This window comes from Citrobacter sp. XT1-2-2 (genome assembly GCF_023516235.1).
In the GTDB taxonomy this organism is placed as follows: domain Bacteria; phylum Pseudomonadota; class Gammaproteobacteria; order Enterobacterales; family Enterobacteriaceae; genus Citrobacter; species Citrobacter werkmanii.
The window spans coordinates 1-26988 of record NZ_CP097324.1; the positions used below are offsets into that span (position 1 = coordinate 1).

The 26988-nt window shown below is 53.6% G+C and carries 26 protein-coding genes and 1 other annotated feature; of the genes, 20 read left to right on the forward strand and 6 right to left on the reverse strand.

What is annotated here, in order from left to right; all coding sequences use genetic code 11:
• The first annotated feature begins 100 nt into the window (after nt 1-100).
• From dnaA to M4I31_RS00045, 9 genes are all read left to right on the forward strand, one after another.
• Complete coding sequence (dnaA, locus tag M4I31_RS00005; protein ID WP_003827078.1) at nt 101-1504, forward strand: chromosomal replication initiator protein DnaA; 1404 nt, start codon at nt 101-103, stop codon at nt 1502-1504.
• 4 nt (nt 1505-1508) lie between these two features.
• Nucleotides 1509-2609, forward strand: a complete 1101-nt coding sequence (gene dnaN / locus M4I31_RS00010; protein WP_005121477.1) for a DNA polymerase III subunit beta — start codon at nt 1509-1511, stop codon at nt 2607-2609.
• Between the two features lie 197 nt (nt 2610-2806).
• Complete coding sequence (recF, locus tag M4I31_RS00015) at nt 2807-3880, forward strand: DNA replication/repair protein RecF (protein WP_069323651.1); 1074 nt, start codon at nt 2807-2809, stop codon at nt 3878-3880.
• A gap of 28 nt (nt 3881-3908) precedes the next feature.
• Nucleotides 3909-6323 carry a DNA topoisomerase (ATP-hydrolyzing) subunit B gene (gyrB, locus tag M4I31_RS00020; RefSeq protein ID WP_204526749.1) on the forward strand — a complete coding sequence of 805 codons (2415 nt, stop codon included), beginning with the start codon at nt 3909-3911 and terminating at the stop codon, nt 6321-6323.
• 212 nt (nt 6324-6535) lie between these two features.
• On the forward strand, nt 6536-7348 hold the full coding sequence (gene yidA / locus M4I31_RS00025; protein ID WP_038635719.1) for a sugar-phosphatase: 813 nt from the start codon (nt 6536-6538) through the stop codon (nt 7346-7348).
• Between the two features lie 173 nt (nt 7349-7521).
• On the forward strand, nt 7522-8532 hold the full coding sequence (locus M4I31_RS00030) for a hypothetical protein (protein WP_051594498.1): 1011 nt from the start codon (nt 7522-7524) through the stop codon (nt 8530-8532).
• Between the two features lie 41 nt (nt 8533-8573).
• Nucleotides 8574-9659 carry a BamA/TamA family outer membrane protein gene (locus tag M4I31_RS00035; protein ID WP_233638395.1) on the forward strand — a complete coding sequence of 362 codons (1086 nt, stop codon included), beginning with the start codon at nt 8574-8576 and terminating at the stop codon, nt 9657-9659.
• A 17-nt stretch (nt 9660-9676) separates the two neighbouring features.
• A complete protein-coding gene (locus M4I31_RS00040; protein ID WP_085049168.1) occupies nt 9677-10798 on the forward strand; it encodes a DUF4056 domain-containing protein in 1122 nt (373 codons plus the stop codon).
• A gap of 136 nt (nt 10799-10934) precedes the next feature.
• On the forward strand, nt 10935-12161 hold the full coding sequence (locus tag M4I31_RS00045) for a DUF3748 domain-containing protein (RefSeq protein ID WP_085049151.1): 1227 nt from the start codon (nt 10935-10937) through the stop codon (nt 12159-12161).
• Here the strand turns inward: M4I31_RS00045 and M4I31_RS00050 are convergent, their stop codons facing one another.
• Nucleotides 12162-12494 carry a YceK/YidQ family lipoprotein gene (locus M4I31_RS00050; RefSeq protein WP_085049150.1) on the reverse strand — a complete coding sequence of 111 codons (333 nt, stop codon included), beginning with the start codon at nt 12492-12494 and terminating at the stop codon, nt 12162-12164.
• Nucleotides 12495-12732: 238 nt separating this feature from the next.
• Nucleotides 12733-12805 (forward strand) — a sequence feature (ROSE (Repression Of Heat Shock gene Expression) occurs in the 5'-region of heat shock genes and acts as an RNA thermometer to modulate expression.).
• Between M4I31_RS00050 and ibpA the strand changes: the two genes are divergently transcribed.
• The 6 genes from ibpA (at nt 12799) to M4I31_RS00080 (ending at nt 16921) form a co-directional block, all read left to right on the forward strand.
• Complete coding sequence (gene ibpA, locus M4I31_RS00055; protein ID WP_006687722.1) at nt 12799-13212, forward strand: small heat shock chaperone IbpA; 414 nt, start codon at nt 12799-12801, stop codon at nt 13210-13212. (Overlaps the previous feature by 7 nt.)
• Before the next feature lie 92 nt (nt 13213-13304).
• On the forward strand, nt 13305-13733 hold the full coding sequence (ibpB, locus tag M4I31_RS00060; protein WP_005121488.1) for a small heat shock chaperone IbpB: 429 nt from the start codon (nt 13305-13307) through the stop codon (nt 13731-13733).
• Between the two features lie 124 nt (nt 13734-13857).
• Complete coding sequence (locus M4I31_RS00065) at nt 13858-15519, forward strand: putative transporter (protein ID WP_038635704.1); 1662 nt, start codon at nt 13858-13860, stop codon at nt 15517-15519.
• A 175-nt stretch (nt 15520-15694) separates the two neighbouring features.
• Nucleotides 15695-16042: a YidH family protein gene (locus tag M4I31_RS00070; protein WP_038635701.1), complete on the forward strand. Its 348-nt coding sequence runs from the start codon at nt 15695-15697 to the stop codon at nt 16040-16042.
• A complete protein-coding gene (locus M4I31_RS00075; RefSeq protein WP_085049149.1) occupies nt 16032-16394 on the forward strand; it encodes a DUF202 domain-containing protein in 363 nt (120 codons plus the stop codon). The genes M4I31_RS00070 and M4I31_RS00075 overlap by 11 nt, the downstream gene beginning before the upstream one ends.
• A 14-nt stretch (nt 16395-16408) precedes the next feature.
• A complete protein-coding gene (locus tag M4I31_RS00080; protein ID WP_038635697.1) occupies nt 16409-16921 on the forward strand; it encodes a radical SAM protein in 513 nt (170 codons plus the stop codon).
• Nucleotides 16922-16932: 11 nt separating this feature from the next.
• On the opposite strand, the gene dsdA is transcribed toward M4I31_RS00080, so the two are convergent.
• Both dsdA and dsdX read right to left on the reverse strand, forming a co-directional pair.
• Nucleotides 16933-18255 (reverse strand): D-serine ammonia-lyase, encoded by a 1323-nt coding sequence (gene dsdA / locus M4I31_RS00085; protein WP_085049148.1) that lies wholly within the window; start codon nt 18253-18255, stop codon nt 16933-16935.
• Nucleotides 18256-18272: 17 nt separating this feature from the next.
• On the reverse strand, nt 18273-19610 hold the full coding sequence (dsdX, locus tag M4I31_RS00090; RefSeq protein ID WP_085049147.1) for a D-serine transporter DsdX: 1338 nt from the start codon (nt 19608-19610) through the stop codon (nt 18273-18275).
• A 228-nt stretch (nt 19611-19838) separates the two neighbouring features.
• Between dsdX and dsdC the strand changes: the two genes are divergently transcribed.
• Together dsdC and M4I31_RS00100 are read left to right on the forward strand one after the other, a co-directional pair.
• On the forward strand, nt 19839-20765 hold the full coding sequence (gene dsdC / locus M4I31_RS00095) for a DNA-binding transcriptional regulator DsdC (RefSeq protein WP_085049167.1): 927 nt from the start codon (nt 19839-19841) through the stop codon (nt 20763-20765).
• A 78-nt stretch (nt 20766-20843) separates the two neighbouring features.
• Nucleotides 20844-21926, forward strand: a complete 1083-nt coding sequence (locus M4I31_RS00100; protein ID WP_085049146.1) for a cellulase family glycosylhydrolase — start codon at nt 20844-20846, stop codon at nt 21924-21926.
• Here M4I31_RS00100 and emrD read toward each other — a convergent pair.
• The 3 genes from emrD to tisB all read right to left on the reverse strand — a co-directional run bounded on the left by emrD (nt 21853) and on the right by tisB (nt 24277).
• On the reverse strand, nt 21853-23037 hold the full coding sequence (gene emrD / locus M4I31_RS00105) for a multidrug efflux MFS transporter EmrD (RefSeq protein WP_038635685.1): 1185 nt from the start codon (nt 23035-23037) through the stop codon (nt 21853-21855). The two genes, M4I31_RS00100 and emrD, sit on opposite strands and share 74 nt — an antisense overlap.
• A 193-nt stretch (nt 23038-23230) precedes the next feature.
• On the reverse strand, nt 23231-24064 hold the full coding sequence (locus tag M4I31_RS00110) for a DMT family transporter (protein WP_085049145.1): 834 nt from the start codon (nt 24062-24064) through the stop codon (nt 23231-23233).
• A 123-nt stretch (nt 24065-24187) separates the two neighbouring features.
• Nucleotides 24188-24277, reverse strand: a complete 90-nt coding sequence (tisB, locus tag M4I31_RS00115) for a type I toxin-antitoxin system toxin TisB (RefSeq protein ID WP_003023909.1) — start codon at nt 24275-24277, stop codon at nt 24188-24190.
• A gap of 522 nt (nt 24278-24799) precedes the next feature.
• Between tisB and ivbL the strand changes: the two genes are divergently transcribed.
• From ivbL to ilvN, 3 genes are all read left to right on the forward strand, one after another.
• Nucleotides 24800-24898, forward strand: coding sequence for an ilvB operon leader peptide IvbL (gene ivbL / locus M4I31_RS00120; protein ID WP_003827118.1), 99 nt, complete (start codon nt 24800-24802; stop codon nt 24896-24898).
• Between the two features lie 107 nt (nt 24899-25005).
• On the forward strand, nt 25006-26694 hold the full coding sequence (gene ilvB / locus M4I31_RS00125; RefSeq protein ID WP_085049144.1) for an acetolactate synthase large subunit: 1689 nt from the start codon (nt 25006-25008) through the stop codon (nt 26692-26694).
• A 3-nt stretch (nt 26695-26697) separates the two neighbouring features.
• Nucleotides 26698-26988, forward strand: a complete 291-nt coding sequence (ilvN, locus tag M4I31_RS00130; RefSeq protein ID WP_038635677.1) for an acetolactate synthase small subunit — start codon at nt 26698-26700, stop codon at nt 26986-26988.

Consider the following 26988-nt stretch of genomic DNA (forward strand, 5'->3'; position numbering starts at 1 on the left):
CGCACGTCACCCTTTGCATAGGGTCTTGTCGATGTGCGTCAACAATCATGAATGTTTCAGCCTTTGTCATTTATCGACTTTTGTTCGAGTGGAGTCCGCCGTGTCACTTTCGCTTTGGCAGCAGTGTCTTGCCCGATTGCAGGATGAGTTACCAGCCACAGAATTCAGTATGTGGATACGCCCGTTGCAGGCGGAACTGAGCGATAACACGCTGGCTTTGTATGCGCCAAACCGTTTTGTGCTCGATTGGGTAAGGGACAAATACCTTAATAATATTAATGGATTACTAAATAACTTCTGCGGAGCGGATGCCCCACAGCTGCGTTTTGAGGTCGGAACTAAACCCGTCACGCAAACGCTGAAGACGCCGGTGAACAACGTTGTCGCGCCTGCCCATGTGGCGCAACAAGTACAACCGCAACGTGCTGCTCCGGCGGCGCGTCCAGGCTGGGACAACGTTCCGGCTCCGGCAGAACCTACCTATCGCTCTAACGTCAACGTCAAACATACGTTTGATAATTTCGTTGAAGGTAAATCTAACCAACTGGCGCGCGCGGCGGCACGTCAGGTGGCGGACAACCCTGGCGGCGCCTACAATCCGTTATTCCTTTATGGTGGTACGGGTCTGGGTAAAACCCACCTGTTGCATGCTGTCGGTAACGGCATTATGGCGCGTAAACCGAACGCGAAAGTGGTGTATATGCACTCCGAGCGTTTTGTGCAGGACATGGTTAAAGCTCTGCAAAACAATGCGATCGAAGAGTTTAAACGCTACTACCGCTCCGTCGACGCGCTGCTGATCGATGACATCCAGTTCTTTGCCAACAAAGAGCGCTCGCAGGAAGAATTCTTCCACACCTTCAACGCCCTGCTGGAAGGTAATCAGCAGATCATCCTGACGTCGGATCGTTATCCGAAGGAGATCAATGGCGTTGAAGATCGACTGAAATCCCGCTTTGGCTGGGGGCTGACTGTTGCGATCGAACCGCCTGAGCTGGAAACCCGCGTGGCGATCCTGATGAAAAAAGCTGACGAAAACGACATTCGTCTGCCGGGTGAAGTGGCGTTCTTTATTGCCAAGCGTCTACGCTCTAACGTGCGTGAACTGGAAGGCGCACTGAACCGCGTGATCGCCAACGCCAATTTTACCGGCCGGGCGATTACCATCGATTTCGTGCGCGAAGCGCTGCGCGATCTGTTGGCTTTGCAGGAAAAGCTGGTCACCATCGACAATATTCAGAAGACGGTGGCGGAGTATTACAAAATCAAAATTGCGGATCTGCTGTCAAAGCGTCGATCTCGCTCGGTAGCTCGTCCGCGCCAGATGGCGATGGCGCTGGCAAAAGAGCTCACTAACCACAGTCTGCCGGAAATTGGCGACGCGTTTGGTGGGCGTGACCATACTACCGTGCTTCATGCCTGCCGCAAGATTGAGCAGTTGCGTGAAGAAAGCCATGATATTAAAGAAGATTTCTCCAATTTAATCAGAACATTATCTTCGTGACGCTATGAAATTTACCGTTGAACGTGAACATTTATTAAAACCGCTTCAGCAGGTCAGCGGCCCGCTGGGTGGACGTCCTACACTGCCGATCCTTGGAAACCTGCTGCTGCAGGTCGCTGACGGTGCGCTTTCTCTGACTGGTACCGATCTCGAAATGGAGATGGTGGCGCGCGTGGCGTTGATCCAGCCTCATGAACCTGGTGCTACTACCGTTCCGGCGCGTAAATTCTTCGACATTTGCCGCGGATTGCCGGAAGGCGCGGAAATTGCCGTTCAACTGGAAGGCGACCGCATGCTGGTACGCTCTGGTCGCAGCCGTTTCTCGCTGTCCACGCTGCCTGCCGCCGACTTCCCTAATCTGGATGACTGGCAGAGCGAAGTTGAATTCACCCTGCCGCAGGCCACGATGAAGCGCCTGATTGAAGCCACGCAGTTTTCGATGGCGCATCAGGACGTGCGTTACTACTTAAACGGCATGCTGTTTGAAACCGAAGGGGAAGAGCTGCGTACCGTGGCGACCGACGGTCACCGTCTGGCGGTTTGTTCAATGCCTGTCGGTCAGCCGTTGCCCAGCCATTCGGTGATCGTACCGCGTAAAGGCGTGATTGAACTGATGCGTATGCTCGACGGCGGTGACAACCCGCTGCGCGTGCAGATTGGCAGCAACAACATTCGTGCGCACGTGGGCGATTTCATCTTCACCTCCAAGCTGGTTGATGGCCGTTTCCCGGATTATCGCCGCGTATTGCCGAAGAATCCGGACAAACATCTGGAAGCCGGTTGCGATATCCTTAAACAGGCGTTTGCCCGTGCGGCAATTCTTTCTAACGAGAAATTCCGCGGCGTGCGTCTGTATGTCAGCGAAAATCAGCTCAAAATCACCGCCAACAACCCGGAGCAGGAAGAAGCAGAAGAAATTCTGGATGTCTCCTATCCTGGTACAGAACTGGAAATCGGTTTTAACGTGAGCTACGTGCTTGACGTTCTGAACGCGCTGAAGTGCGAGAACGTGCGTATTTTGCTGACCGATTCCGTATCGAGCGTACAGATTGAAGATGCGGCCAGCCAATCCGCAGCCTATGTCGTCATGCCTATGCGCTTGTAAAGAATATCGGGCTATCTTACTTGTTATTCTGGCTCCGGGCAGTGCTCGCACAAAATACGAAGTATTTTGGACGTCCTATGGACGGCCCGAAGGGCGAGCGCAGCGAGCAATCCTCACGTACTTCAGTACGCTACGGTTGCTGTGCGCTGGCCGTAACCAGACTAACTGCGACGATAACGCCCTGGTTATGAGTTGATATGTCGCTATCCCGACTGCTAATCAAAGATTTCCGCAATATTGAAAATGCGGATCTCGCTTTATCCCCCGGCTTTAACTTCCTGGTTGGCGCGAACGGCAGCGGCAAAACCAGTGTGCTGGAAGCCATCTATACGCTCGGCCATGGCCGGGCGTTTCGCAGTTTGCAGATTGGCCGCGTGATTCGCCACGAGCAGGAGTCGTTTGTTTTACACGGACGATTACAGGGAGAAGAGCGCGAGACATCGATTGGTCTGACGAAAGACAAACTGGGCGACAGCAAAGTGCGTATTGACGGCACTGACGGGCACAAGGTCGCTGAACTGGCGCACCTGATGCCGATGCAGCTGATCACGCCAGAGGGGTTTACTTTACTCAACGGCGGCCCCAAATACAGAAGAGCATTTCTTGACTGGGGATGCTTTCACAATGAAGCCGGATTTTTCACCGCCTGGAGCAACCTGAAGCGACTGCTCAAGCAGCGCAATGCGGCACTGCGCCAGGTGAGTCGTTATGAGCAACTGCGCCCGTGGGATAGAGAACTTATTCCGCTGGCGGAACAAATCAGCACCTGGCGCGCGGAGTACAGCGCGGGTATCGCGCAGGATATGGCGGATACCTGCCAGCAGTTTCTTCCCGAGTTTTCTCTCTCGTTCTCTTTCCAGCGTGGTTGGGAGAAGGAGACAGATTATGCCGAGGTGCTGGAACGCAGTTTTGAACGCGATCGCATGTTGACCTACACCGCACACGGCCCGCATAAGGCGGATTTCCGCATTCGTGCCGACGGTGCGCCGGTAGAAGACACGTTGTCGCGTGGGCAGCTAAAACTGCTAATGTGCGCCTTACGTCTGGCGCAAGGGGAGTTCCTGACCCGTGAAAGCGGACGGCGCTGCCTGTACCTGATAGATGATTTTGCCTCTGAACTGGATGATGCGCGTCGCGGGCTGCTGGCCAGCCGCTTAAAAGCCACGCAATCTCAGGTCTTTGTCAGCGCAATCAGCGCTGAACACGTTATAGACATGTCCGATGAAAATTCGAAGATGTTTACCGTGGAAAAGGGTAAAATAACGGATTAACCCAAGATAAAATGAGCGAGAAACGTTGATGTCGAATTCTTATGACTCCTCCAGTATCAAAGTCCTGAAAGGGCTGGATGCGGTGCGTAAGCGCCCGGGTATGTATATCGGCGACACGGATGACGGCACCGGTCTGCACCACATGGTATTCGAGGTGGTAGATAACGCTATCGACGAAGCGCTCGCGGGTCACTGTAAAGATATCGTGGTAACGATTCACGCGGACAACTCCGTGTCTGTTACCGATGATGGCCGTGGTATCCCAACCGGTATTCACCCGGAAGAGGGCGTTTCGGCGGCGGAAGTTATCATGACTGTTCTGCACGCAGGCGGTAAATTCGATGATAACTCCTATAAAGTTTCCGGTGGTTTGCACGGCGTAGGTGTCTCCGTCGTTAACGCCCTGTCGCAGAAACTGGAGCTGGTGATTCGTCGTGAAGGCAAAGTGCATCAGCAAACTTACGTGCATGGTGTGCCGCAGGCGCCGCTGGCGGTAACAGGCGAAACGGAAGTAACGGGTACTCAGGTCCGTTTCTGGCCAAGCCATGAAACCTTCACTAACGTGACCGAGTTCGAATACGACATTCTGGCGAAGCGTCTGCGCGAGCTGTCATTCCTGAACTCTGGCGTCTCTATTCGTCTGCGCGATAAGCGCGACGGCAAAGAAGATCATTTCCACTACGAAGGCGGCATTAAGGCGTTTGTTGAATATCTCAACAAAAACAAAACGCCGATCCACCCGAATATCTTCTACTTCTCCACCGAAAAAGACGGTATCGGCGTTGAAGTTGCGCTGCAGTGGAACGACGGCTTCCAGGAAAATATCTACTGCTTCACCAACAACATTCCGCAGCGTGACGGCGGGACTCACCTTGCAGGCTTCCGTGCGGCGATGACCCGTACCCTGAACGCCTACATGGACAAAGAAGGCTACAGCAAAAAAGCCAAAGTCAGCGCTACCGGTGACGATGCCCGTGAAGGCCTGATTGCGGTGGTTTCCGTGAAAGTGCCGGACCCGAAATTCTCCTCGCAGACCAAAGACAAACTGGTCTCCTCTGAGGTGAAATCGGCGGTTGAACAGCAGATGAACGAACTGCTGAGCGAATACCTGCTGGAAAACCCGTCTGACGCGAAAATCGTCGTCGGCAAGATTATCGATGCGGCCCGTGCCCGTGAAGCAGCACGTCGCGCGCGTGAAATGACCCGTCGTAAAGGCGCGCTGGACTTAGCTGGTCTGCCGGGCAAGCTGGCGGACTGTCAGGAACGCGACCCGGCGCTGTCCGAACTGTACCTTGTGGAAGGGGACTCTGCGGGCGGTTCTGCGAAGCAGGGGCGTAACCGTAAAAACCAGGCGATTCTGCCGCTGAAGGGTAAAATCCTCAACGTCGAGAAAGCGCGTTTCGACAAAATGCTCTCCTCTCAGGAAGTGGCGACGCTGATTACCGCGCTCGGCTGCGGCATTGGTCGTGACGAGTACAACCCGGACAAACTGCGTTATCACAGCATCATCATCATGACCGATGCGGACGTCGACGGCTCGCATATCCGTACGCTGCTGTTGACCTTCTTCTATCGTCAGATGCCGGAAATCGTTGAACGCGGCCACGTTTACATTGCGCAGCCACCGCTGTACAAAGTGAAGAAAGGCAAGCAGGAACAGTACATTAAAGATGACGAAGCGATGGATCAGTACCAAATTTCTATCGCTCTGGATGGCGCAACGCTGCACACCAACGCCAGTGCGCCTGCCCTTTCAGGTGAGTCGTTAGAGAAACTGGTTTCTGAATACAACGCGACGCAGAAAATGATTGGCCGTATGGAACGTCGTTTCCCGAAAGCGCTGCTGAAAGAGCTGGTTTATCAACCGACGCTGCCGGAAGCTGATTTGGCGAACGAACAGAACGTTACCCGTTGGGTTAACGCGCTGATTACCGAGCTGAACGATAAAGAACAGCACGGTAGCCTGTGGAAGTTTGATGTTCACCATAACGCAGAGCAGAATCTGTTTGAGCCGATTGTACGCGTACGTACTCACGGTGTGGATACCGACTATGTGCTGGATCACGAGTTTGTGACCGGTGGCGAGTACCATCGTATTTGCACGCTAGGTGAGAAGTTGCGCGGGCTGATCGAAGACGATGCGTTTATCGAACGTGGCGAGCGTCGCCAGCCGGTGGCCAGCTTTGAGCAGGCGCTGGAATGGCTGCAGAAAGAGTCTCGTCGCGGTCTCGCTATCCAGCGTTATAAAGGTCTGGGCGAGATGAACCCGGAACAGCTGTGGGAAACGACCATGGATCCGGAAAGCCGTCGCATGTTGCGCGTTACTGTGAAGGATGCGATTGCCGCTGACCAGCTGTTCACCACCCTGATGGGCGATGCCGTCGAACCACGCCGCGCATTTATCGAAGAAAACGCCCTGAAAGCGGCGAACATCGATATCTGACGTGTATCCCGGGCCTGCTCCTGTAGGCCTGATAAGCGAAGCGCCATCAGGCAGTTTTTTTGTTTTTGCCGGATGGCGGCTTAGACCTATTCTGTCTACAACCGAACCACAAAAGGGGAATCTTGATTCCCCTTTCTATCCTCCTTTTCGTAGCTGTTTTTTGAGCGGAATCGCGTTAGCATGAGGGCGGACTCATTTAATCCGGGGAACTCATGGCTATCAAACTTATTGCTATCGACATGGATGGCACACTTCTGCTGCCCGATCACACCATTTCACCTGCAGTCAAAACGGCAATTGCCGCGGCACGCGCGCGTGGCGTGAACGTAGTGCTGACCACGGGACGCCCGTATGCCGGCGTTCACAGCTATCTGAAAGAACTGCACATGGAACAACCCGGTGACTACTGCATTACCTACAACGGTGCGCTGGTGCAGAAAGCAGGCGATGGCAGTACTGTGGCGCAAACCGCGCTGAGCTATGATGATTATCGCTATCTGGAGCAACTCTCCCGGGAAGTTGGCTCGCATTTCCACGCGCTCGATCGCAACACGCTGTATACCGCTAACCGTGATATCAGTTATTACACGGTGCATGAATCGTTTGTCGCGACGATTCCGCTGGTGTTCTGTGAGGCTGAAAAAATGGATCCGGCGACCCAGTTCCTGAAAGTGATGATGATTGATGAGCCGGAGATCCTCGACAAGGCCATCTCGCGCATTCCGGCGGAAGTGAAAGAAAAGTACACCGTGCTGAAAAGTGCGCCGTACTTCCTCGAAATCCTTGATAAACGCGTCAACAAAGGGACTGGCGTAAAATCGCTGGCCGATGCGTTGGGAATTAAAGCCGAAGAGGTTATGGCGATTGGCGATCAGGAAAACGACATCGCGATGATTGAATACGCCGGCGTGGGCGTTGCGATGGATAACGCCATTCCAACGGTGAAAGAGATCGCCAACTTTGTGACGAAATCTAATCTGGAAGACGGTGTTGCCTGGGCCATTGAGAAGTACGTCCTCTCCTGATGTGCGTTATGCCTGGCTTCGGCCAGGCATAAAACATTAAGAATGTTATAAAAATCACGTTTGTATTATCAGATGTGAAACCGCACATTAATCCCCCCATTTAGTACGCAACTTCTATACTCTCCCACCTTCTTTTATATTCAGGCGGTTCCTGCCTGCAACTATGTTTTCTTATGACTAACACAAGCATTCGCCTGGTGTTGATGACGTCTTCCTGTTTGATTTTTCAAGCCTGTGCTGCGACGGATTCTGGCTCAACGTTAACACCTTTGTATGATTATCAGGATGATGGTCAGGCCGCTTCTTTGCCGGTAAAACCGGCGACTAAACCTGCTGCAAGCCACTCCGTTTTGCCCTTCTTAGGTGACGAGGCGCGTAAACGTGGTTACGACCTGCCTGAGCCGTTTGGTGTAAATATTAACTACATGAATATTAGGCAAAATATTAATGTAGACAGTATTAACTTTAATGGCCTTTCTTTGGGTGGTCATTCGCTGGATAACGCATTCAAAATTAACGTTGGCAATACGCGCGAGAGAAGCAAAACAGAAACCCTGAAACTGGATGCCTGGCTGCTGCCGTTTATGAACGTCTATGGCCTGGTGGGCTATACCGACGGTCACTCCGTTTCGCAGATTGGTGTAGGCATTAAAGGTCCACGCAAAGTTCACACGCCAGACAATTTGCAAAACCTGGCGTTTCAGCTCGACTTTAAAGGCACGACCTACGGTGTGGGGACGACACTGGTGGGCGGTGTGGGTAACTGGTTTACGGCTTTTGATGCCAATTATACTCAGACGCAGTTTGACATTCTTGACGGTAGTATTGATGCCTTCACGGTTTCTCCGCGAGTCGGTTATCGCTTTACCACCCCGGGTGTGGAAGCACTGTACTTGCCGTCCGGCAAGCTGAATCTGTGGATTGGCAGTATGTATCAGGACGTGCAGCAAGAATTCAGGGGTAGCCTTAGCGATCTCAATATGCCGTCTGAGACGCTGCAGAAAATGGTGGATATCGCGAATAAGGACGGCAATGGCCGTTTCGACGTTAAACAGCATCTGCAATCCCCCTGGAACGTACTGGTCGGGGCGCAGTATGAATTGACCCGAAACTTTAACGTGACGACCGAAATTGGCTTTGCAGACCGTAACAGTTTTTTCATGGCTGGAGAGTACCGCTTTTGATCCGCCTCGCTTTCTTGTTGCTGGTGAGTCTGTTCGCCTGCATTGCGCAGGCAGAATTACCGACCCGCGACGAAGTTGACGGCTGGCTGAATACACTGGGCGCCAGCGATAACTTTAACGCCAGCAAAGGAATCGATTGGGGCGTAATGCCGGGGCCATTTTACACTCCGGAGCTGGGGCTGGGGATAGGTACCGCGGTGGTGGGAATGTATCGCCCAGACCCAAACGACACGGTGAGTCAGAACTCGACGCTGACCCTCAGCGGCTACTTTAGCTCAACGGGCGCTTTCGGCGTCACTATGCAAAATTATGCCTTTTTTGCCGACGATCGCTGGCGTTTCTTTCTCAATGGCGCATTAACCGATACGCCAACCTGGTACTGGGGGCAGGGATTTAGTGCCGGAGATAAAGACAGCCAGAAACAGCAATATACGGCTCAGGATCTGGATCTGCACCCCACGTTATATCGTCGGGTAGCGCCTAATATCTATCTGGGCGTCGGCTGGTCGCTGAACGCGCAACATGCTGCGCAAATGGATGGTAACGATCCGCCAAAAATTGAAAATACCGGGCAGGGCACGTCGGTGCTAAGTTCCGGCAGCAGTGTCGAACTTAGCTGGGATGACCGCGACTTTGTTCCTAACCCGCGCCAGGGACAATATGCCGACGTACGCTATACCCGCTATACGCCCGATGCGGGGAGCGATACCCGGTTTGATGAATACCAGTTGCACTACAGCCGCTACCACTCTCTGGACGAGAAGAATGTGCTTGCCTGGGAGATGGACGGTGCCTTTACTCAGGGGGATGTGCCGTGGAGCATGATGCCGCTGCTCGGTAGCAATCAGCGGATGCGCGGCTATTACGAAGGACGCTATCGCGATAAAAACGCCGTCAGCGGGCAGATAGAGTATCGCCGCAAACTTGACTGGCGGCATGGCGTGGTTGGCTGGTTGGGCGCAGGGACGATGGGACCATCATTTAGCGCGCTGGATGACGGACGCTGGCTACCCTCGGCGGGGGTGGGGTATCGCTTTGAATTTAAGCCGCGGGTGAATGTGCGTCTGGATTATGGCATTGGCAAAGGGAGCAGCGGTTTTTATTTTCAGGTAGGAGAGGCGTTTTGATCAATAAAGTGCTGCTGATGACTATCTTGTTATTGGCAACGGTCGGGGTCCATGCTGCGATACCTGTACCTTTGCAGTTGGTAAATGAAGATGACAAGGCCGAAAGCACCGCCTGGCCAGTTGTTTCGCCGCTCCCTGCGCCCCAAGGGTTACGTCCGTGCTGCGCTTTTGGTTACGACCTGCACGCGCAGGTGCTGGATATGCCGGTACCGTTTTATGAACTTAATAACGTCGTGGCAGCTAATGGTATTGGCGAGCATCGCTATAACGATAGCCTGCTGTTAGGGCTAGTGAACCTGGCCGGCATCGGGCATGAACACAATGGCATTGTGTACACCTCTCGCGGCGGTTTCATCGATATCGCGCATGTACGAGATACCGCAGATATGACGGTCTGGCTTTTTAGCCATCTACTTCCACAGTTAGGTCAGCCTTTTACGTTGCGACTCGAAGATGAACTGGCGGAGCGGCATATCGTTTTCAACGCCTTCACACCACCTGAAACGGCGGGCGATCGTTACGCATTAGCTGCCTGGCTGGCAGCACATCTGGCCTTTCAGCTCGCGGCCTGGCATGAAATTGCACAATGGTACGGTTTTGAGTCAGTTCCTGGGTTTTCTGAGGAAGTTTCCGCATTTTCACCGGAAGATCTCTACTCCAACCTGTTGGGGGCTAGAATTGCGGTGTCGCTGATCCTTGATGGGCAACTGGCAACATCAGGGATGTACGATGCGGCAATGAATAATGCACTGCGTCAGGCGTTAACGCAGTTGGGAGCTAAGTCAGAAACAATAACCCGTTTTCAGTTTGATATGCTGGATGGCAAGTGGTGGAACAGCCAGCGTCGGGTGCCGGAGAAATATCTGGTGCTGCACAGAAACTACGATGTAAGTGATTCGCGTTTGCCAACGCCAGTGCCGGGCGAAAAAGCCGCGCCGCTACGCCTGTCATTACCGCATCACTGGCGAAATTATTCCCTTGATTCGCTGGCGCAACTTCAACTCCGGCCCGGAAGTAACATGGCGCGGCTACCTTTACCACAATCCTGGTATAGCGATGCTAATTTCCCTGCGCTGGCTACGCTTGCAGGTGCCAGGGATAATCTGTCGAAAGTGGATGAGCATTCATTCCTTTATTAAAAAACCTCCACCAGAACTTCACTGGCGGAGGTTTTCTGCACATGCCGGACCCAATCCGATAATCGCTACGCTAAATCCTGCAAGTGAAGTGCTTGTGAAGTATGATTGCTTAAATCGTCTTGTATCAGGGCATCCCATGAAGCAAATCACCTTTACGCCGCGTAATCATCAGCTTACCAATATCAACACCTGGACCCCGGACAGTCAGTGGCTGGTCTTCGACGTGCGTCCTTCCGGTGCCTCTTTTACGGGGGAAACGATTGAACGCGTTAATGTTCATACTGGCGAACTGGAGGTGATTTACCGGGCCACTCAGGGGGCACATGTTGGCGTGGTGACCGTTCATCCAAAGTCGGAAAAGTATGTTTTTATTCATGGGCCAGAAAATCCAGATGAAACATGGGATTACGACTTTCATCATCGCCGTGGGGTGATTGTTTCGCAGGCAGAGGTGACGAATCTGGATGCGATGGATATCACCGCGCCGTACACGCCTGGCGCGTTACGCGGCGGCAGTCATGTGCATGTCTTTAGCCCGAACGGTGAGTTTGTCAGTTTTACTTATAACGACCATGTGCTGCATGAACGCTCCCCGGCGCTGGATTTACGTAACGTCGGCGTGGCTGCGCCGTATGGTCCGGTGAACGTATCCGCGCAGCATCCACGTGAATATAGCGGGAGCCGCTGGTGCGTGCTGGTGAGTCAAACGACGCCGGCGCCAAAACCGGGGAGCGATGAGATAAACCGCGCCTATGAAGAAGGTTGGGTGGGCGAAAGCACACTGGCGTTTATCGGCGATACGTTGTCAGTGACCGGTGAGAAAGTGCCGGAGCTGTTTATTGTTGATTTGCCTCAGAATGAAAGCGGCTGGAAACAGCCGGGTGATGCTCCGCTGGAGGGCACAGAGGCGACAATGCCTGCGCCGCCATCCGGTATTCGCCAACGTCGCCTGACGTTTACTCATGAGCGCGCCTTTCCGGGGCTGGTGAATCAGCCGCGCCACTGGGTGCGCAGTAATCCGCAGACGTCTGAAATTGCGTTTTTAATGCGCGACAACCATGGCGTTGTGCAGCTGTGGTTAATTCCACCGCAGGGTGGTGAGCCGCGTCAGCTTACCCGTTGCGCCACGGGTATTCAGTCGGCATTCAACTGGCATCCATCAGGGAAATGGCTGGGGTTTGTGCTGGAAAACAGAATAGCCTGTTGTGATGCTCAGACGGGAGAGATTGATTTTTTAACGGCGCGTCACGGCAACCCTCCGTCGGCCGATGCGGTTGTCTTCTCTCCTGATGGGCGACTGGTTGCGTGGATGGAAGAGGTCGAAGGGTTCCGCCAACTGTGGATGACTGAAACAGGGCGTTAATTAAGGTGCAGTCATTTTCGCCGGGGGGATAACGGCATTCGTGGCCTGCGTTCTCTCCTCGCTCTTTTCTACGCGCGATCTCACCGAGTTATCTTTACGAAAGAGATCCCACGGAAGCAATACGGTATCCAGCACCGCAGTAAAAGGCATATCCAGAATCGCCAGCGACTTCGTTCCCCAATTCGTATCACTTTCGCTGATCATGGTGGCGCTGGCGCGTGTGCCAGGATACGTCCCTTCTTTGCCTCCGGTATGCGACATTATGCTGGAACAACCGCTCAAAAACGCCATCCCGCTGCACATTGTCAGTGTTACCAACATTTTTTTTATCATCGTTTATTCATCTGTTTTCATCGTGTTTGCATGGTGAGTTAAAGCGATCCGTTGCGAAAATAACATCACCATTTCGTCGCACTGTGGCGGCTATCGCGATTTATCGATAACAACTGCTCTCCCCAGTGTATGCAATAGACAACAAACTGCAAAAAAAGTCAGATGAATACACTTGAAAAGTTTGTGTTAAGACCCATTTTTAGGATGTAGACAACAGAAGGGCATGCCTGATGGGTGTCCTGGCTACCTGACCTGTCCATGATGGAAGGTCTCACATTCTCGCTGATTTCAGGAGCTATTGATTATGCGTAACTTTGATTTATCCCCGCTGTACCGTTCTGCTATTGGTTTTGACCGTCTGTTTAACCTGCTGGAAAACAACCAGAGCCAGAGTAATGGCGGCTACCCTCCGTACAACGTTGAGCTGGTAGACGAAAACCATTACCGCATTGCGATTGCCGTTGCCGGTTTTGCTGAAAGCGAGCTGGAAATTACCGCGCAGGACAATCTGCTGGTGGTAAAAGGCGCTCATGCGGATGAGCAAAAAGAACGTACTTACCTGTATCAGGGTATTGCCGAGCGCAACTTCGAACGTAAGTTCCAGTTAGCGGAGAACATTCATGTTCGCGGCGCAAACCTGGTGAATGGTCTGCTGTATATCGATCTTGAGCGCGTTATTCCCGAAGCGAACAAACCGCGCCGCATCGAAATCAACTAATTCTGTGGGCCGCTTCAGGCGGCCCTGCTAAGCAATCGGCTTGCCGTCAGGGAGCCGAAAGGTACCTACTCGCTTCTTAGAAGGAGATTATTATGCGTAACTACGATTTATCCCCACTGCTGCGTCAATGGATCGGTTTTGACAAACTGGCCAATGCGTTACAAAACGCCGGTGAAAGCCAGAGCTTCCCACCCTATAACATCGAAAAGAGCGATGATAACCACTATCGCATTACCCTTGCGTTAGCCGGTTTCCGCCAGGAAGATCTGGATATTCAACTGGAAGGCACACGCCTGACGGTGAAAGGTACACCGCAGCAGCCGGAAAAAGAGACAAAATGGTTGCACCAGGGGCTGGTTACTCAGTCGTTCAGTCTGAGCTTTACGCTGGCTGAAAATATGGAGGTCTCCGGCGCAAGCTTTACTAACGGCTTGCTGCATATCGATTTGACCCGTAATGAACCTGAAACCATTGCCCCACAACGTATCGCTATCAGCGAACGTCCCGCATTAAATAGCTAAATAGCTCCATGCCTTTGCCCCGCCAGAAATGACGGGGCTTTTTTGTGCTTTACCACCCATACATTGCGACTGTACTCTGCGAGAATCCATTTACTTAATGATGTTATTCACAGGGAACAGGATAATGAGTGATATAGCATTGACGGTCAGCGTTCTGGCGTTGGTGGCGGTTGTCGGATTATGGATCGGCAACATAAAAATACGTGGCGTTGGTTTTGGCATCGGAGGGGTGCTGTTCGGCGGTATTATCGTCGGACATTTTGTCGATCAGGCAGGGATGACCCTGAGCGGCGACATGCTGCATTTCATTCAGGAATTTGGCCTGATTCTTTTCGTCTACACCATCGGTATTCAGGTGGGGCCGGGCTTTTTTGCGTCATTGCGCGTTTCCGGGCTGCGGCTGAATCTGTTTGCCGTACTGATTGTCATCATGGGGGGGCTGGTCACCGCGATCCTGCATAAGATTTTTGCCATTCCCCTTCCGGTGGTGCTGGGGATATTCTCCGGCGCGGTCACCAATACGCCGGCGCTGGGGGCGGGGCAGCAAATTCTGCGCGATCTGGGGACACCAGCAGATATTGTAGACCAGATGGGGATGAGCTATGCCATGGCTTATCCTTTTGGTATCTGCGGTATTTTGCTCACGATGTGGCTGATGCGCCTTATTTTCCGCGTTAACGTCGATGCTGAAGCTCAGCAGCATGAATCCACGTTGACCAACGGACACGCGCTGATTCAGACCATGAACATCCGCGTGGAAAACCCGAACCTCAACAATATGGCGATTCAGGATGTCCCAATTCTGAACAGCGATAAAATCATCTGCTCGCGTCTGAAACGTGAAGAGACATTGATGGTGCCGTCGCCAGGGACGATTATCCAGATGGGCGACCTGCTACACCTGGTCGGCCAGCCCGGTGACCTGCATAACGCGCAGGTGGTGATTGGGCAGGAGGTGGACACATCGCTGTCGACGCGAGGTACTGATTTACGCGTTGAACGCGTGGTGGTGACCAACGAACAGGTGCTGGGTAAACGTATCCGCGACCTGCATTTTAAAGAACGTTACGACGTGGTTATCTCCCGTCTGAACCGTGCGGGCGTTGAGCTGGTGGCCAGCAGCGATGCCAGCCTGCAATTCGGGGATATCCTCAATCTGGTGGGGCGTCCCGCATCCATTGATGCCGTTGCCAATGTTGTCGGCAACGCGCAGCAAAAACTGCAACAGGTGCAGATGCTGCCGGTATTTATCGGTATAGGACTGGGTGTTCTACTGGGGTCCATCCCGCTGTTCATCCCGGGTTTCCCGGTGGCGTTAAAATTGGGTTTGGCCGGTGGACCGCTGATCATGGCCTTAATTCTGGGGCGTATTGGCAGTATTGGTAAGCTGTACTGGTTTATGCCTCCCAGCGCTAACCTGGCGCTGCGAGAGTTAGGTATTGTGCTGTTCCTTGCGGTGGTTGGCCTGAAGTCCGGCGGTGATTTTGTTAATACGCTGACCCAGGGCGATGGGCTGAGTTGGGTCGGGTACGGTATTTTTATTACCGCCATTCCGCTGATTACCGTGGGACTGCTGGCGCGTATCTTCGCCAAAATGAACTATCTGACGCTGTGCGGTATGCTGGCGGGTTCGATGACCGATCCCCCCGCGCTGGCGTTTGCTAACAACCTGCATGCCACCAGCGGGGCGGCGGCGCTCTCCTATGCTACCGTTTATCCGCTGGTGATGTTCCTGAGGATTATCACCCCACAGCTGCTGGCGGTGATTTTCTGGGGAATAGGTTAGTAACAGCGTATCCGGCCTGCATCTTCTGTAGGTCGGATACGGTGCAAGTCGCCATTCGCCACATCTTTTTTTTCCATTGTCTCATCACATTACGTTCTCTTCCGTTTGCGAATCAGGTTCATACTGCTGAACTGTTCCGGTATAACGACCAGACAACAATATTGAAGGAGTCGTCATGAAGATTTCCCGCCTAGGGGAAGCGCCGGATTACCGCTTCTCGCTGGCAAATGAACGCACATTTCTGGCATGGATACGCACCTCGTTAGGTTTTCTGGCCGCAGGCGTTGGTCTGGATCAACTGGCTCCGGATTTCGCCACGCCAGTTATTCGCGAAGTATTGGCCCTGTTGCTGTGTCTGTTTGCTGGCGGTCTGGCTATTTATGGTTATTTGCGCTGGTTACGTAATGAAAAGGCAATGCGCTTGAAAGAGGATTTGCCTTACACCCACAGTTTGCTCATTATCAGCGCAATGCTGACGATTGTAGCGGTGATTGTTATGGTGCTGGTGCTGTATGCCGGATAGCCGTAAATCGCGACGTATCGCCGATCCGGGACTACAACCGGAGCGCACATCGTTGGCATGGTTTCGTACGTTGTTGGGTTATGGCGCGTTAATGGCGCTGGCGATTAAGCACAACTGGCATCAGGCTGGGGCACTGTTCTGGATATCTATCGTCATACTGACGTTGGTGGCGATTATTCTCTGGCGTTATACCCGCAGCCGTAATCTCATGGATGTGAGTGATAGTGATTTTTCTGAATCTCGCGCGGTGCGTGACAAATTTATGATCTCCCTCGCGGTGTTATCCCTCGCAATACTGTTTGCTGTAACGCATGTTCGCCAACTTATCGTATTTATCGAGAATTTTGCATGACAGGATGTGAGAACATGGATGTTAGTGATGACGTTTTAGAAATGGTGATTAACCACCAGAAAAGTTTACAACCGGTTGAATTGTATCGTGGTTTGCAACAAGGAAAAGTTCGCCTCGTACAGTTTACTCCTTTGATTAAGCGCGATGCTTCAGGTTACCTGACTGAAGATTCAGTGACGCCGGACGGGTGGGGGCGATTTTTAATTGCGATATTTGATATCTGGGTACGTGAAGATATTAATCAAATATCTATTCAGCTTTTCGATAATACGCTACGCCAGTGGTGTGGTCGGACTGCACTGTTTGAATGCCAGACGATGACACTGCAGAATACACGCTGTCAGGCATGCTCTTTGTTTCAGTACTACCATGGAGATTGTCCTGCGTATCGCGAGGAGAATGGAAAGGGCGTGCTGTGTACAGGATATCAGGCTTTCTTCAACCATACCGCTCCGCATATGCGCGTGATGCGTGACCTGCTTAAGCAGCATCGCTCACCGATGGAACTGATGGCGATGCTGCGTTAAGCACAGCGGCGTTATCGCCCTTTGGCCAGATACTGCGCCATTTCGACTTCCGGCACCATGCCGCCGCCGGTCGCCCACACCAGATGAGTGGCGTTATTGAGCTGGTCGGCGCTGAAGCCGTGCATCTGCTGATAGTCAGCAGAGGCGCAAACGTGCTGCGGACCGGCCATCCCCGCCAGCGCTGAAGGCTCAAGGCGAATCCCTTCTTCCTGCGCCAGCCAGCCCAGCATGTCGTACATCGTCTGATCGTCCAGGGTGTACAGACCGTCGAGCAGACGTTCCATCGCCCGGCCGACAAACCCCGAAGCGCGGCCCACCGCCAGCCCATCCGCCGCCGTCAGGTTGTCGATGCCAATGTCCTGCACGGAAATGGTATCGTGCAGCCCGGTATAAATCCCCAGCAGCATGCAGGGTGAATGGGTCGGCTCGGCGAAGAAGCAGTGTACGTTACCGCCAAACGCCAGCTTCAGACCAAACGCCACCCCGCCAGGACCGCCGCCGACGCCGCACGGCAGGTAGACAAACAGCGGATGGTCAGAATCCACCACGCGACCCTGCTGCGCGAACTGCGCCTTCAGACGCTGACCAGCCACCGCGTAACCTAAAAACAGCGTGCGGGAGTTTTCATCATCAATAAAGAAGCAGTTCGGATCGGACTCTGCCGCTTTGCGGCCCTGTTCAACCGCCACGCCGTAATCTTCTTCATACTCGACGACCGTCACGCCGTGACTGCGTAGTTTGGCTTTTTTCCATGCGCGCGCGTCGGCAGACATATGTACCGTCACCTTAAAGCCGATACGGGCGCTCATGATGCCAATCGACATCCCCAGGTTGCCGGTGGAGCCTACCGCGATGCTGTACTGGCTGAAAAACTGTTTAAATTCAGGTGAAAGCAGAATGCTGTAATCATCTTCTGTCGTCAGCAGACCGGCTTCCAGCGCCAGTTTTTCCGCGTGGGTCAGGACCTCATAAATGCCGCCACGCGCTTTAATTGAGCCGGAAATCGGCAGGTGGCTGTCTTTCTTCAGCAACAGTTCGCCGCAGATGTGCTGTCCGAATGCTTTTTCCAGTCGTTTTTGCATCAATGGGATTGCAGCCAGCTCAGACTCAATAATGCCGCCGGTGGCTGCGGTTTCCGGGAAGGCCTGTGCCAGGTACGGTGCGAAGCGCTTCAGCCGGGCATGGGCATCCTGAACATCGTGTTCGGTCAGGCCAACATAGGGTAAACCTTCAGCAAGAGAGGTGGTGCCAGGGTTAAACCAGGCCGTCTCTTTGAGAGCCACCAGATCTTCCACTAAAGGATACTGGGCGATAAGTGTTTGAATGTTTTCCATAGTCAGTCTCTTCGCGCTTAAATAATAAAGGAAAGCAGGAATGTGCACACCAGTGCAATCACGGACGCGATAAATGTCGCGGTCGTATAGTATTTGAACGTCTCATTCAGGGTGGCGCCGCAGTACTGCTTCACCAGCCAGAAGAGGGAATCTGTGACGATCGTGCAGCCAATGGCGCCGGAACCAATTGCAATAGCGATGATCTCCGGGCTAACGTTGGGATAGAGCGGCAGCATTGGTGCCACGATTGCCGTCGCGCCCATCATCGCCACCGTGGCAGAGCCCACCGCAGCATGCAGAATTAACGCCACCAGCCACGCCAGCAGAATTGGGTGCATATGCATGTTTGAAAGGATTAGCGCGAGGGTATCCGCCAGCCCGCTACTCTTGAGGATAGCGTTGAATGCGCCGCCTGCGCCGATAATCAGCAGAATGTTGGCAATCGAACCAAACCCGTTTTCAGTGTGGGTCAGCAGCGCGCCCATGCCGATGTGCTGACGCAGGCCGAGAATGTAGTAGGCTACGAAGACGGCAATAAACATCGCGGTGATCGGGTTACCAATAAACTCCAGCAGCGTATACAGCGTGCTGCCTTTCGCCATGTTCAACTCAGCAACGGTTTTGACCAGCATCAGGCCAATCGGCAACAGGACGGTAAACAGCGTTGCGCCCAGCGACGGCAGTGTACTTTCGTCGCGAACTTTCAGGTCGGAAAACTCAGCCGGCACCGGTTTAAACGGCAGGCGGTTACCGAGAAATTTCAGATACAGCGGCCCGCCGACAAGCGAGGCCATTAAGCCCACCAGTAAACCGTAAACAATTACGCTGCCAATGTCCGCACCCAGCTTATTCGCGACGAACAGAGCGGCAGGATGCGGCGGCACCACACAGTGCACCGCCATCAGCGCCGTACACAGTGGGATCGCCAGCTTCAGCAGTGAAGTATTGGTCTTTTTGGCAATCGAAAAAGCCAGCGGAATCAACAGTACCACGCCGACTTCAACAAACAGCGTGATCCCGCAAATCAGCCCGACCAGCACCATAATGACATCAGCGGAAAGCCAGCGGCAGCGCTGTAACGTCAGGCCAATGCGTTCTGCCGCGCCGGAAACTTCCATCATTTTGCCCAGAATGGTCCCGAGGCCGATAACCGCGGCGAGGAAGCCCAGCGTACCGCCAATGCCGCTCTCAATGGCATTGACCATATCCAGCGGCCCCATACCCATCATCGTACCCACGAAGAAGCTGGCTAACAGCAGCGCCAGAAACGGGTGGAATTTGAACTTCACGATGGTCAAAACGATTAACACGATGCTTATCAGCAGCGTGCTCACAACCCAGATTTGAGAGTGCATAACTCACCTTGCCCTGTGATTAACCTGAGGTTATTGGACAAAAATAAGGCAGGGTCTGACAAACGATATAAATCCTCTTTCACATGAGCCAGATTGCATCAAGTGAGTGATTTACGTCTAATTACACGTCATTAATGCGATATGATTCAGTATGAATCATCTTTGTGCTGATTTTTACAGCGGTTTTTTTTACACTCCGACACATGATTCAGGATGACAGAGATGAATATGGATCCCCTACGCGAAGTCAGAAACCGACTACTTAACGGCTGGCAGCTGTCAAAGCTGTATACCTTTGAAGTGGCGGCCCGCCATCAGTCGTTTGCGCTGGCGGCAGATGAGCTGTCATTAAGCCCCAGCGCCGTCAGCCACCGCATTAATCAGCTGGAAGATGAGCTGGGTATTCAGCTGTTTGTCCGTTCTCACCGCAAAGTGGAACTGACTCACGAGGGTAAACGGGTGTTCTGGGCGCTGAAATCGTCGCTGGACACGCTTAACCAGGAAATTCTTGATATCAAAAATCAGGAACTGTCGGGGATGCTCACCGTGTACTCACGGCCCTCTATCGCCCAGTGTTGGCTGGTTCCGGCGCTCGGCGACTTCACCCGTCGCTACCCGTCGATTTCGCTGACCATGCTGACTGGGAACGACAACGTCAATCTGCAGCGTGCCGGCATCGATCTGGCGATCTATTTTGACGACGCGCCCTCCGCACAGCTCACGCATCATTTTCTGATGGATGAAGAGATTTTGCCGGTCTGCAGCCCGGACTATGCCTCTCGTTATGGTCTCACTGGCTCGCTGGTGAATTTGCCGCACTGTACGTTGCTGCATGACAGACAGGCGTGGAGCAACGATTCCGGGACCGATGAATGGCACAGCTGGGCGCAGCATTTTGCGGTAAATTTGCCGACATCGTCGGGCATTGGTTTCGATCGTTCTGATTTAGCGGTGATTGCGGCAATGAATCACATCGGCGTAGCGATGGGCCGTAAGAGGCTGGTGCAAAAACGCCTCGATAGCGGAGAGCTGGTCGCGCCTTTTGGCGATATGGCGCTGAAATGCCATCAGCATTACTACATCACCACGCTGCCCGGCAGGCAGTGGCCGAAAATCGAGGCGTTTATTGGCTGGCTACAGGAGCAGGTTAAATAAGCGGGGCATGCATATTTTTTACGCTTTCTCTCTACACGGAAAGTGAAAAAGCATGCTAAATACGTGATATCACTCCTGATGATTTGCGTAAGGACGACCGTGTTAAAGTCGATTGTTTCCCTGTTACTCTTCGCCAGCGCCACCGTGTGCGCTGCGCAACCTGCGCTGACGGCGGCGTCGTATGCACAGCAGCTTGGGGTCGGGATGGACGTAGATTGGGCGCGAACCGAGCGTGGCATCCGCGAGTTCGATCCGCTGGTGGTGCGGGATTTCAGGGCGAAAGGCATTTCCCATGTGCGCATTCGCGTGGCGGGAGAACCGACAGAAGCCAGACTGATTCATCTGCGCAAGCTGGTCGAAGCCTGCGAGCAGTATGGCGTAATCCCGATTATTGCTTACCAGGCGGATGAATATAAACAAGACCCCAGCGCCGGTAATGAAAAAGAGGTGGTGAACTGGTGGGTGGCGGTGGCGCATTACTTTGGTCAACGTTCGCCGCTTCTGGGTTTTGACCTGATTTATGAACCTGCGGATAAGCTCAACCATAATCAGGCATCGCTCAACCGGGTGTATGACAAAACGATTCGTACCATCCACGCTATTGACCCGCAACGGATGATCTTCATTGCGCCGCGACTGCGTGCCGCGCCGGAAGAACTGCCGAACCTGAAGTTGCCGCCGCAAAGCCAGAATACCGTGCTGGCCGAATGGCATATCTTCCCGTGGGGGCCGCTGAAAAATAACGGCAAATACCCATGGACGTCAGGGACTGCAGCGGAAAAGACGGCTATTCGCGCCCGTATCAATACCGCCATTCGCTGGCAGCAGAAAACCGGTCATGTGAGTTGGGTAGGCGGCTGGTCGCCGGGAGAAACCATTAAAAATGGACCTTCTGCTGCGCAAATGGCCTTCGCCCGTTTTATGGCGTGCGAGCTGAAGAAAGCGAAGATTCCCTATGCTGTCAATGCGGATACGCAGTTCTATGATGGCGAGGAGGGAGCCTGGCGTCCGGCGCTGGAGCCGTTACTGACGACGATGATTGCGCCTGAATGTGACAAGCCCGGCGATAAACCGGGCCATCATGCGCTTAAACCGCCTGCCCCTGATGCGACACGCGTGACGCCAGTGGAAGCCAGCATACAAAAATCAGCAGCCCCATAAGGGTCATCAACAGGCCCAGACTGGCTTGTCCGGTCTGTGGCAGCATCGCAGAGAACCACGCCAGCACACCGGAACCAATGTTCTGTAATCCCCCGACCAGCGCGCCGGCAGTGCCCGCCAGGAACGGGAAAGGTTCCATTGCGCCGCTGGTTGCCAGTGGAAACAACATCCCGGCGCCGAAGAAAAACAGCGCGGCGGGAACCAGCAGCGTCCAGACGTTCATCACGTCGAACAGGCCTGGGATCCACATCATCAAACCGGCAACCAGACAGCAGATGACCGACTGCCACATCAGCGTTGAGAAACGCTTGTTCGGGCGACCGGCGAACCAGGCGCCGAAAAACGCCGCCGGAATAGGCAGAATAAACAGGATACTGACCACCATGCTGCTTAAACCCAGCCTTGCGCCCAATAATACCCCGGAGCAGGCTTCGAAGACCGCAACGCCCGCCAGGCCGCCGATCAGCATGAGCACGTAACAGGTGAAAGAGCTGTTGCCAAACAGCGTCTTGTAGCTGGCGATAAGCCGTGGACGCGGCGCGCCTGCCGGGCGCGTTTCCGGCATCCAGCGCGCCATGCTAAACGTGACGCCCGCGCACAGAATCAGCAGAAAAATATAACAAGCGCGCCAGTTCCACACGGTATCCAGCATACCGCCAATCAGCGGCGCCAGCAGCGGACTGACCAGGATCCCCATATTCAGCAAACTGTTGGCGTGACGAAGCTGTGTACCTTCATACAGGTCTCGCGGCAAGGTTCGCGCCATCACACCGCCGACGCCCGTTCCCATCCCCTGGATTGCACTGGCGATAATCAGTACCGTCAGGCTGTGGGTGGTGATGGCGACCAGCGTGGCCAGCATAAAAATAGACATCCCGGCGAGGATCACCGGACGGCGGCCAACGCGATCGGAAAGTGGGCCGTAAAACAGTTGTGACAGGCCGTAGGTCAGCAGATAGGCGGCCATCACGCTCTGCACCGCCCCTTCGCGAACGTTCAGTTCACGCGCCATATCAGCAATAGCGGGGATATAAATGGTTTGCGCCATCTGTCCAACCGCCACCAGTAATACCAACATCAACAACAAATTGACGCTTCTATGCCTTTTCATTTCGCTGATAACTTTTAAAAAAGTGAAAAAATAAGAATAAGGTGCTGCACTTTCCCGTAAATGCGCGTGGAATCTACCACAACAGAAAAAGAAGGCCAGATAGTAGGCTGGAATGTTTAAGCGATGAACGGCAGGAAATGTAAACAAAAAACGGCAACAAATGTTGCCGGATTGCATCAGGTCGACCAACAGATCATGACAAGCGTAGCAAAACCGCGCCTATGGCAATACCTGCGGCTGCGACAAGACGTATCCCTGCGACCTTCTCTTTCAGCAGCAGCCAGGCGAGCAGCGCGCCAAACAGGATGGAAGTTTCACGCAGCGCAGCGACCACCGCCAACGGCGCCTGGGTCATGGCCCACAGCGCCAGTCCGTAGGAACCCATCGTGCCAATCCCGCCAAGAATACCTTTCTTCCACTGCTGTACCAGATAGCGTGACGCTTCCCGGCGTCTGGCGATCATCGCCCATGTGAGCAGGCAAGAACCGTTCAGAAAGAAGGTCCACAGCGTATAACCCAACGCGGTTTCTGATAAGCGTACCCCGGTGCCGTCGACCAGCGTGTAACCGGCAATAAAACAGGCGTTAATGAGCGCCAGAACGATCCCGCGTTGCGAGCTGCTTCGTCCGTTAAATGCCATGCCGAGAATAGCCAGGCAGATGGTGGCAATCCCCACCCAGGCAAGCATAGAGAGACTATCGCCAAGAAACAGGACGCTGATAATCGCAACCAGCAACGGTGCGGTGCCGCGCATTAAAGGGTAGGTCTGACTCATATCCGAAACCTGATAGGTTTTGGCGACAAGAACCGTGTACACCACTTGTAAGGCCGTTGAGACAGCCAAAAACGGCAGGCTGGCGGCAGAAGGCTGAGGCGCAAAGGGTAAGCAGATCAATGCCATAATCGCAGCCGAGCCGCTGACGCCGATCGCCGAGTACAGTTTATCGTTTCCAGCCTTAACAATGGCATTCCAGCTGGCATGCAGCAACGCGGCGAACAGCAAAATGCAGAAAACAGAAAGCGTCATGGCGGAATTCTTCCCTGAGAATGTCATAAAAACGTAACATATTGACGCGTGACAAGCACCTGGGAAAAGGTGAAAGGGGAGCGGAGTGTTACCCGCTCCCCTTAGGTGCGACTTGAATCTGAATTACTTAACGTATTTCAGAACGGCATCAAGTAGTTGCAGTGCTGCAACAATGAGTTTGAGGATAAGAATAGCGATATCCACGAGGCTCATACGCTCTCCTTTTGGTACAAGGAGCACGGTGCTGGCGTACCTCGCCGCTGCCTGTCGCCAGCACCTTTGTTGACATAACACAGTGTGCTCACACGGGGGTTAAGGCGCTGACGGCACCACCCGTTTCAGCCAGGACTTTGATGCGCCGGTTTACGATGCGGCCCCCGCATAACACATTGCGTACCGAAATATTATAGATAAATACTGTATAAATTAACAGTATTTTATGGACGAGACGTCAACATTAGGCCATACTCAACATCATCAAAATTCGTGCCGAAATTGCGTGTTCTTCGCAGAACGCGTATACTTTTCTCGTTGACATAACACAGTGTGCTCGGCGGCTACCAACCGCACAACGCTGAAAAGAACCTCGCTCCGGCGGGGTTTTTTGTTTTTCATCATCACATAGCGAAATGTGATCTTTGACGCATTTTTGTGCAGATGAAAATTTTTCCATTGTCACGCTGAAAAACCTGTGTTTGTATAAATCCAGTTAATCAACAAACAGACAGGTCCCTAATGAACCCTTCCATGCTGACTGCGACCCTACTAAAAACTGCGCCATCTCGCGCAGCGGTCGTCGTGCGTGTGGTGGTGGTCGTCGGCAATGCGCCGTAGGGTCCGGATCAACACACGATTCCAAAACCCCGCCGGCGCAAACCGGGCGGGGTTTTTCGTTTAAGAGACCTGCCCGGAGCAACGGCCCAGAATAAAAGGACTGGAGCATGGCAAGTTCGGGCATAACATCCAAGCGTACGCGTTTTACGGGCGCAGAATTCATCGTTCATTTCCTGGAACGTCAGGGAATCCAGGTAGTCACCGGTATCCCTGGCGGATCGATCCTTCCCGTCTATGACGCGTTAAGCCAAAGCACGAAAATCCGTCATATCCTGGCGCGCCACGAGCAGGGTGCGGGGTTTATCGCGCAAGGCATGGCGCGAACCGATGGTAAACCCGCCGTGTGTATGGCTTGTAGCGGGCCGGGCGCCACCAACCTGGTTACCGCGATTGCCGATGCTCGTCTGGATTCCATCCCGCTGGTGTGTATCACCGGGCAGGTTCCGGCCTCGATGATCGGTACCGACGCCTTCCAGGAAGTCGACACCTACGGTATTTCTATCCCCATCACCAAACACAACTATCTGGTCCGCCATATCAATGAATTACCGCAGGTCATGAGCGATGCGTTCCGCATTGCGCAGTCCGGACGTCCAGGCCCGGTGTGGATAGACATTCCTAAGGATATTCAAACCGCCGTATTTGACATTGAAGAGATGCCGGAACCCGCGCAGAAAATGGCGGCGCCGGCGTTCAGTCAGGACAGCATTCGCGATGCCGCGGCCATGATTAATGCCGCACAGCGTCCGGTGCTGTACCTCGGCGGCGGCGTGATTAACGCGCCCGCACGCGTGCGTGAACTGGCCGAAAAAGCCATGCTGCCTACCACCATGACCTTGATGGCGCTGGGCATGCTGCCAAAGGCGCATCCGCTGTCGTTAGGCATGCTGGGTATGCACGGCGCGCGCAGCACCAACTTTATTCTGCAAGAAGCGGACTTACTGATTGTTCTGGGCGCACGTTTTGATGACCGGGCGATTGGTAAAACCGAACAGTTCTGCCCGAACGCCAAAATCATCCACGTGGATATCGATCGTGCGGAGCTGGGTAAAATCAAACAGCCGCATGTCGCGATTCAGGCGGATGTCGATGAGGTTCTGGCGCAACTGATCCCACTGGTTGCAGCCCAGCCGCGAGAGGCATGGCATCAGATGGTGGCCGATTTACAACGTGAGTTTCCTTGCGCTATTCCGCAGGAAAGCGACCCGCTCAGTCACTATGGGCTGATCAACGCTGTGGCGGCTTGCGTGGATGACAGCGCCATTATCACCACCGACGTCGGCCAGCATCAGATGTGGGCGGCGCAGGCTTATCCGCTGAACCGTCCACGCCAGTGGCTGACCTCTGGTGGTCTGGGCACCATGGGATTTGGTCTGCCGGCGGCCATTGGCGCGGCGCTGGCGAACCCGGATAAAAAAGTCCTGTGCTTCTCTGGCGACGGTAGCCTGATGATGAATATTCAGGAAATGGCGACGGCCAGCGAAAATCAGCTGGATATTAAAATCATTCTGATGAATAACGAAGCGCTGGGTCTGGTACATCAGCAGCAGAGCCTGTTCTATAAGCAGGGTGTTTTTGCCGCGACCTATCCGGGGATGATTAACTTTATGCAGATCGCAGCCGGATTTGGTCTGGAAACTTGTGATTTAAATAACGAAGCGGATCCACAGGCAGCGTTGCAGGAAATGATTAATCGTCCTGGACCTGCGCTGATCCACGTGCGTATCGACGCGGAAGAAAAAGTGTACCCGATGGTGCCGCCGGGCGCGGCAAACACTGAAATGGTGGGGGAATAAGCCATGCAACAGCAGACTCATGACAACGTAATCCTGGAACTCACCGTACGCAACCATCCGGGCGTAATGACCCACGTCTGCGGGCTGTTTGCCCGCCGCGCGTTCAACGTGGAAGGTATTCTTTGCCTACCGATCCAGGACAGCGATAAGAGCCGTATCTGGCTACTGGTCAACGACGATCAGCGTCTGGAACAGATGATAAGCCAGATCGACAAACTGGAAGATGTGGTGAAAGTCGCCCGAAACCAGTCAGACCCGTCGATGTTTAATAAAATCTCCGTCTTCTTCGAGTGA